The sequence below is a fragment of the Klebsiella sp. HMSC09D12 genome (genome assembly GCF_001808475.1).
Classification (GTDB): Bacteria; Pseudomonadota; Gammaproteobacteria; order Enterobacterales; family Enterobacteriaceae; genus Klebsiella; species Klebsiella oxytoca.
Genome location: NZ_KV793378.1, coordinates 26,156 through 33,922, shown reverse-complemented (window position 1 = coordinate 33,922; position 7,767 = coordinate 26,156). Strand labels below are relative to the sequence as shown.

The window sequence follows — 7,767 nt, the reverse complement described above, 5'->3', positions numbered from 1 at the left end:
CAGCAAAAGTTCGATTTATTCAACAAAGCCTCATCGAGGGAGTCGCCTCCTGCATCCGGGCCCGCTTAATTTGCGCAATCATCCGGTAAATTTTCTCATCCTGCTGAATAAATATCATCTCCTTCAGGCATGAGGGCAAGATCCCTCCGCGCCAGCGGAACTGCTTACCTACCAGGCCAATAAGGATGCCTCCCCGGCGATGCTGTAACTCGGGATGACAAATGTACTCCTCCCCGCGGCATAAACTCAGCACCATAATATCGGTTGCGGTATCTTTCCCCTTATATATTTTATTCACTGCCAACGAGCTAAACATAGCCGCAGGGAATAAACTCTCCAGCAGAGCGTTAAAACCTAATTTAAAAAAATTATTATCATTTTTATAAATGACATTCAGCATGGTCACGATAGCCCCTGGATACCCGGTGATAGTATATCAAGCATCAGCCAGACGATAGTCGCCAGCAAAATTACGGCGATCGCCGATTTACAAAATAGCGTACAGAAAAGCATGGTACTTCCTTTTATTGCCAGGTAAAGGTCACGGTGACAACTGCATTAATCGTACCGGGCGTAACACCACCTCGCGGGCTGAATGCCCGCGCGCGCAGGCGGTAGCGATATTGATTATTCACAATCGTCCCGCTTACCGTTTTATCCTTACCTAAAGGCTGCCCTTCTGCCGTTTGTAGCTGTATGGCAATATTGCCTGCGCTACCGCTATTCTGATAAAGATCGTCCGGGCCAGCGTTATCAGCATTACCGGAAAACTGCATCGTGGCCGTTGTCGTTCCCGCGGGACAGCGTTCAATATTAAAATCAAAGGGTACCCACTCCGTCGCGGAGCCAGGCGTATAGAGAGAAGACGCCCGGATACCCTGCGAATCGGTCAAGGAAATTGTTCTTGCAACACTATCGCTGCTGATCTGGCAGGGGGCGGCAACTATTTTACCCTTGATATTCAACGAAACCACATCGCCGGCCAGTAGCGGAGCGGAAAACAATACCAGAACCAGACATAAATCATGTAATTTGGCGATCATTGCCTCTCCTATTGATAAGTCATATCCAGAGTTGCGGTCGCGTTAGCTTCGCCGGCTTTAACCACCGGCTTGGTCTGATAATAACGAGCCGTAATCGGCAAACTTTCCAGGCCGCCCGAGGATTGCTTTAGCATCAGGCGATTATTCAGCTGCACTGGCGCATTGTTATAAAGCAGCTGAACGCCAACGCCATCCGCAACGGTCTCGCTGCCCTGGCCGGTTAACGCCAGCACGCTGCGGTCGCCGCTGGCGTCCGGATTCTGCGTCCCCTGGAGTTGTATATGGATATTTGCTCCGGCGTTGCAATTAAGTCCCAAATTCTGCGTGTCCGTGTGCGGAGGCGAAAAACCCGCAGCAGACCCAAACTCGGCCGCGCTTACGCTGCCGAGATCAAAACTCAATACCTGGCTCGAAATAGAGCAGCTAAGCACATTTACCTGTGAACTGGCGTCCAGGGAGATTTTGGTAAAATAATTGCCAGGAGAACCAAACCACGCCTGAGCAATTAACCCTGGCGTTAATTGTCCGGAGGTGATATTTCCGGTTTTCACCAGCGACACCGTATAATATCCCAGGTAAAAAATGTAGTTTGCGGTTACCGGAGGTAAGCTAAAATCTCCGGGCATGCCATTTACTTTGATCCCTACCCCTTCAAGGTTGGTTTGATAAACGCCGCTGACTGGCGATTCAATACCCGACAAATACACCATGGAATAATTTCCGGGGCAAGACTCTCCATTATCCGAAGTAATGGCAGCTTGCGCATAGCCCGGGGAGACGGTAGAAGCGATAGTCGCCCCTACCGGGATATCGCGTTGAACATTCACCGTACCAAAACCAACGGTATTGATCTGCGCCAGTAATACCTCACAGGTCACCGCGGAACAGCAGCCAGCCGTTAAACTCAACATTAAAATAATGAGAGATATAAACTTTCTCATAGAAGTACTCTTGTGCTTGAAAAAATAACGCTAGCGACAGGTAAACTGCGCCATGCTAATTCCGCTAATGCTATTATCTGCAGCCAGAGAATAATCCACCTGACAGCGCTGCGAGTTTTTCTGGCCCCAGGCAACGTCTAAGGTTCCCTGCGGCGGCATGCCGGTTAAATAGACGTGACCTGCCTCATCGACGATAGCGCTGCGCCCTTCATTACCCATCAGATTAACCAGCGCGCCAAATGGCACCGGCTGTTGATTATTCTGTTTTAGCGTTAACAGCGCCCGCAAACCCACATTAGCAATATAATCGGCGCGGACCACCGCTCCCCGCGTCGGAATAACCGTTTTATTGGTAATCGCCAAATCGACATTCTCCGGTAAGGTCGTCGTATTCAGGCCAATATCGTTTTTACGATAGGGTGATACATTATTCGTTACGGTATAGCCGCGAAAATCGGTCTTCGCGCCATTCTGATTATTAATGTCGACGCCGGAGGCGCCAGGAGCTTTTACCAGCACATTCGTTTCACCCAACGGTTGCGAGAACGTGATGCCGTCGGCATGCGCCAGAACCCCGCCCGCCAGGCCATAGCTCAGCCGCTCGCTATTTCTGTCATAACTGTAGCCGCTCGTCAGTTCACCATAGGTGCCTCGATAATCTGCATTCGCGCTGCCGCTGTATCCGTCGCCTCCGGAACCATACCCCTGCTGAACGCTCCAGTTCAGCGAATTGCCTTCCAGGGCAATGCCGTTTATTCCGACGGAATGGGTCGCACCGCCGCTCTTGCTGCTATTCAGGGCATAATTTGCCCAGGTATTGCTGGCCAGACGCGGCAACGGAACGCTGATATTCAGTGAAATAAGCTGTTCGGCGCTCCCTGTACTGCGGTTTTGTCCACCCGATGCTCCGCCATTTTGACTTCGCGTCCAGTTAATGCCGTAGCTAATCCCTTGCCAGGCGTTGTTATAACCGGCGCTCAGCGATGAGGCTGAGCGACTGGCATGCCAGTAATCTTCACGGATCGCACTCATCATTAATGACCCTGCGCGCTCACCCAGCGCCTGACTCAGCGTCATCTCCATTCTGTTGCGCCGATGTTCGTTCACCGCGCCGGGATTCCCCCACGAGTCCAGCGTTTCCTGCATAGCGTAGTAACCGCCGGTAGAGTAGCGATATCCCGCAATAGCGAAATTGGTGCCGGTGGCGAGCATATTTTTGCTGTAGCGTATGCGCCACGATTGTCCGGCCTGTTTCTTCTCCCCCTGAGGATGCGACCAGGCCTGCGTCACATCGCTGGAGAGCGCGCCGATATCGCCGAGGTTTCTTCCTAAGCCGCCGGCAATTGACTGATATTTGGCTGATTCCTGAAAGCCGCCATATAGCGTGAACCCACCGCCTGCCCCCAAAATACCCGTCATCTGGCCAAAGGGAGTTTTATCGACGCGGCGGTCCCAGGAGCGGTACTGGCCGGCCGTCAGGGCATATTTTAATCGTCCTTCGCGTTGCAGAATCGGTAACGAAGCATAGGGAACAATAAAATTTTGCTCGCTGCCATCGGCTTCTTTAATGATCACGTTCAGATCCCCGGAACCGCCGGTGGGATACATATCATTAATTTCAAATGCGCCGGGAGCTACGTAGTCCTGGTATATAACATAACCATTCTGGCGAATAACGATCTGCGCATGCGATCTTGCTATCCCGCGAACCACCGGGGCATAGCCGCGCATCGACTCCGGCAGCATGTCATCATCAGACGCAAGCTGGCCGCCGCGAAAAGGCATACTATCGAAAATATCCGCTGGCGCCGTACTGTCGCCTAGCGTCAGCTGAGCTTTTAACGCAATAATATTGCGCTGCGCGTAGCTGTAAATCGTCTCCCACTTCTCTTCCCCCTGGCTATCACGATTCCAGGTGGAGTAGTGACGCAGCCGCCACGGTCCCAAATTTATGCCCGGACGCAGGTTGGCATATTGACTGCTGCTCTTTTCGTCCTGATGGCGCCCCCAATCGTTGGCTCCGCTAAGCATATAGTTCAGCATGACAGCGTTAATACCTTCGTCCCAACGTTCCGGGGGGACATAACCTCGTGCTACCGGTGAAAGCGCAGCTTGCGGAATACTTAATCGCAATTTTTGCGTGCTAAACAGAAATTCGGACGTTGCCTGCGGGATAGCGGAGAGATCCGCACATTTCCCGGTGCCGGATAAGGCGGCAAATTGCGCCGTTTTCACCCCATAGCTCTGTAGCAGGTCCACCGTCAGGCAAGGTTTTAGTTCTGGCACTCCGCCCTGGCGCTCAACGGCATAAAAGACGATATCCCGCGCATCAACCACCTTGTCATTTATAATCACATCGACATGATAAGTACCCGGTGCCTGAGCGCCGTTTTCAAAAGCTGAAAGGTCGGCCCCTTTCATTTCGGGGTTATCAATTTCAAGCAGCGCCGGATTAAAAAAATCACGGCCCTGCGCGTCATTTCCCATAACGGAGAATAACAGCGTCACGCCAACCACCAGGTATGCTGGATAATGCTCCGGCTTTCGCTTTTGTGCTTTCATAAGCATTCACTCCATTACGATAGTTTTTATTGTTATTCTGTCGCTATCGCCTTAATCCTTTGTTTACGGCATGACGTTATGTATTACCCCAATTCCGCCATAGTCATTAATGAGCTTAAATGCAACTGGCGTAGAGGTTCCGCCTGAGGGAACAGCGTATGAACGGGTTGCACCTGGCGCGACGAATGTCACATCGTCTATCTTTACTGTTCCCACTTTTATTTCATTAAAATTCATATAGTACGGAGTGGGATTGGTGACCTGAAGTCGATCGCCCGTTCGCTGCCATCTGAGTTTATCCGCCTGTTCTTCAGGACTACTTTGTTTCAGCGCCGCGGGACGATAAATCAGCTTTATTCGTGTTTTCACGGCCACCTGTAAAGTATTATCCCGAGGCGTCACCGACGGAATAGATTTAATGTTTAGCCAGTACATTGATTCGCGATCTTGAGATAACTGTCCGGCCAGAATAATACGCATCACGTTCTGCTGATTTTTATCCAGCCGATAAAGCGGCGGCGTAATAATAAAAGGGGCTTTATTCCCACCCGGTATTGAAGGTTCGACCCAGGACTGGATGAGATAAGCCAGGCCGTCGGGATTGGTCACGCTCAATGAAGCCTCTTTTTTATCACCCGCATAGATCACCCGCGTCCCGCCGATAATCACCCCCGCGTAAGATGTTGAAGTAAGGGTTAAAAGCGCCATCGTCGCCATTGCGGTAAAAAACTTCATTGCACACTCCAGCGATAATCAGGGCCGAGCAGTGGCCCTGATTAACGTTCAAAAATTAGTTGTAGTTAACGGTAAAGTTGGCAACCGCATTTGCCGGACCGGCAGTAACAACTGCCTGAGTCGCCTGATAAGAGGCATAAAAATCAAGATTGTTATCAGCCGTGGTGACCAACGGGTAGCTATAGCTATTGACCTGATTTAGCCCTTGCAAACTTTTATCCGCCGTCATCAGCTTAATAGCGACGCCGCTTGCCGCAGCCGGCCCCTGGGTAATAGCTAAAAGATCGCTATTGTTTAAGTCATTGGCACCATCAAATTTCACCTTCGCTGAGTTAACGCTCGCCGGGCAGTTAATCAGCTTAATCGTGAATTTAGTTGCGTCAGACTCATCTCCTGTGCTCTGGAATGAGGTGCGCGCCACGCGGCCCAAATCGACCGTCATCGTATTATTACTGCCGATATCTACGGTGCAGGCCTGGTCAAGAATTTCACCGGTAAAGTTAATGGTGCCATCAGCAGCGTGAGCGCCTGCCGCCGACAGAGCGGCGCTGATAGCAAATGTCGCCATGATTATTTTATTATTCATTTTGATACTCCTTAATTAATTTACTCTCGTTCCGCGGATAAAAACATGGCATCAAATTCGCCCGTCATCATTTCGCAGACGTTCCATTGCTTCATCATTTGTTTAGACAATAAATTATCCTGCCGGAGGCAATGCACAAGAACATACTTGTATTAAAATCTGCATTCAGGCGATATTGCCCTGTACAAATAGTGATATTAAAAAACCAACCTCATTGCTCCTGATTTAAATTTTGATATAAACCCACCCATTATCTCAAGTGATTTTTCGGTGTAATTTTACACCGCCTGAGATATTCACTCTCCGCTAGCGGTTGGCTCATAATTTCACTCTCAGTTGAATCAGCACATTGATGCCAGGCTATTCTTTTGGAGATATAAAAACGTGTCTGATAGTATAAACACAGTGAAAACAAGTATGTATGGGGCTTTATCTTTCAAACCAACGTCGCATATTGAAAATCTTATTACTCACCTCAAGCCCGGGTCTAACATATTTGAAACACATCCCAGACAAAAAATTAACTACGAGAATGATAGTTCTCGTAAATGTTACTTACTGCTCTCCGGCAGTATTGCGCTTTTTCGCACCCGGGATGGTTTTATGATGAACTCAGAGTCCGCGCCTTACGTTTTTGGCCTAAGCAATCAGCTGGCCGCAGCCGACTATCTTTATATGCAAACGATGGAGCCTTCTCGTATCGCCAGCCTGTCTTTATTTACCGCCAATACCATTATTGCCGAAAAAGACCTGTGGGAAAGCCTCGCGCATTTACTTATTTATACTGCCGGACGCGTTTACGATCACTGTACCCGCATTTCCGCACCAAGCTCATACGCGATTATCCGTTCACAATTATATGAGCTGATGCAGGAGTCCGCTGAGATTCGGCAGAGCATTACTGCGGCAAACTATATCCAGTCGCGGACATTTCTCTCTCGCAGCAGCATTATGAAAATCCTTGCCGAACTAAAAAAAGGCAGTTATATCACCACCGAACGCGGGATTTTGTTGCAGATCAAACATGGAATCCCGTTGAAATACTGAAAGTTACGCCAAACTTGTGTCCTGTTGCCCAACGACTATCTTCTGCTAGATTTAATGTCATGGCAGATTAAACAGAATGTTCTATGGCTGCGCGCGATCGTCATATCGATATCAAAGTACCGTCACCTCATCTGACGCCTCTGCTTGCCGCGATAACCCACGATGAGGATTACCGCCTATGGAAAAAAGCAGCAAACTTTTTTTCCGCCGTGGATCGCAACCTTTATGCCACTTCGTGCGTAAAGGCAGTGTGCTGATCGTGCGCAATGAAGATGCCTTCTCCCTCGGCATTCTTTCCGCCCCGCTGGCGTTGGGTTTTACCGTTCCACTGTCGGAACACCTTCATTTGCGTACGATGGCTGAATCTGAAATCGCTACGCTTCCCTATGAACAGGTGATGGCGATAGTCGAAGAAAAGCAGATTTGGGACCTGGTTGCTAAACACGTTATGTTTGTGACAAATAAAATTTTCATTTATAACGAGATGCTGACGGCGCCCACCAGCTTTGATATTTTGCGTTATCAGTTGCTGATGCTGATTCAGGAACCCGACGAAATCCGCGCCAGTACAGCCGCCTATCAGTATATTCTTGACCGTACTCGGTTATCACGCAGCAGTATTATGAAAATGCTCGCCGAATTAAAAAAAGGTCACTATATCCAGCTGGAAAATGGCAAACTCCTGGCCATACACCACCTACCTACCCGATTTTAAATACCGCAGCCGTTACTCAGCCCGATCTGGACTACGCGAAGGATTATTATTCGCCGGGACAAAACGCGGCAGCTGCATCGTTAGCGCCAGACCGCCGATGCTGCCGATTTCTTTTTGCGCAAAATGCTGTATTATGCG

The 7,767-nt window shown here is 49.5% G+C and carries 8 protein-coding genes; 2 read left to right on the top strand and 6 right to left on the bottom strand.

Going from position 1 to position 7,767, the window contains the following annotated elements; translation table 11 throughout:
* Positions 1-19: 19 nt before the first annotated feature.
* The 6 genes from HMPREF3178_RS00370 to HMPREF3178_RS00345 form a co-directional block, all read right to left on the bottom strand.
* Positions 20-406 carry a hypothetical protein gene (locus HMPREF3178_RS00370; RefSeq protein ID WP_017146011.1) on the bottom strand — a complete coding sequence of 129 codons (387 nt, stop codon included), beginning with the start codon at positions 404-406 and terminating at the stop codon, positions 20-22.
* A 118-nt stretch (positions 407-524) separates the two neighbouring features.
* Positions 525-1,043 (bottom strand): fimbrial protein, encoded by a 519-nt coding sequence (locus HMPREF3178_RS00365; protein WP_004112585.1) that lies wholly within the window; start codon positions 1,041-1,043, stop codon positions 525-527.
* An 8-nt stretch (positions 1,044-1,051) separates the two neighbouring features.
* Positions 1,052-1,984, bottom strand: a complete 933-nt coding sequence (locus HMPREF3178_RS00360; protein WP_004101587.1) for a fimbrial protein — start codon at positions 1,982-1,984, stop codon at positions 1,052-1,054.
* A gap of 30 nt (positions 1,985-2,014) precedes the next feature.
* Positions 2,015-4,546 (bottom strand): fimbria/pilus outer membrane usher protein, encoded by a 2,532-nt coding sequence (locus HMPREF3178_RS00355; protein ID WP_017146013.1) that lies wholly within the window; start codon positions 4,544-4,546, stop codon positions 2,015-2,017.
* 63 nt (positions 4,547-4,609) lie between these two features.
* On the bottom strand, positions 4,610-5,281 hold the full coding sequence (locus tag HMPREF3178_RS00350; RefSeq protein ID WP_004101582.1) for a fimbrial biogenesis chaperone: 672 nt from the start codon (positions 5,279-5,281) through the stop codon (positions 4,610-4,612).
* A gap of 55 nt (positions 5,282-5,336) precedes the next feature.
* Entirely contained in the window at positions 5,337-5,867 is a 531-nt protein-coding gene (locus HMPREF3178_RS00345; RefSeq protein ID WP_004101580.1) for a fimbrial protein, read from the bottom strand.
* 417 nt (positions 5,868-6,284) lie between these two features.
* Between HMPREF3178_RS00345 and HMPREF3178_RS00340 the strand changes: the two genes are divergently transcribed.
* Together HMPREF3178_RS00340 and HMPREF3178_RS00335 are read left to right on the top strand one after the other, a co-directional pair.
* Positions 6,285-6,914, top strand: a complete 630-nt coding sequence (locus HMPREF3178_RS00340; RefSeq protein ID WP_017146014.1) for a winged helix-turn-helix transcriptional regulator — start codon at positions 6,285-6,287, stop codon at positions 6,912-6,914.
* 178 nt (positions 6,915-7,092) lie between these two features.
* A complete protein-coding gene (locus HMPREF3178_RS00335; RefSeq protein ID WP_017146015.1) occupies positions 7,093-7,629 on the top strand; it encodes a winged helix-turn-helix transcriptional regulator in 537 nt (178 codons plus the stop codon).
* The last annotated feature ends 138 nt before the right edge of the window (positions 7,630-7,767 follow it).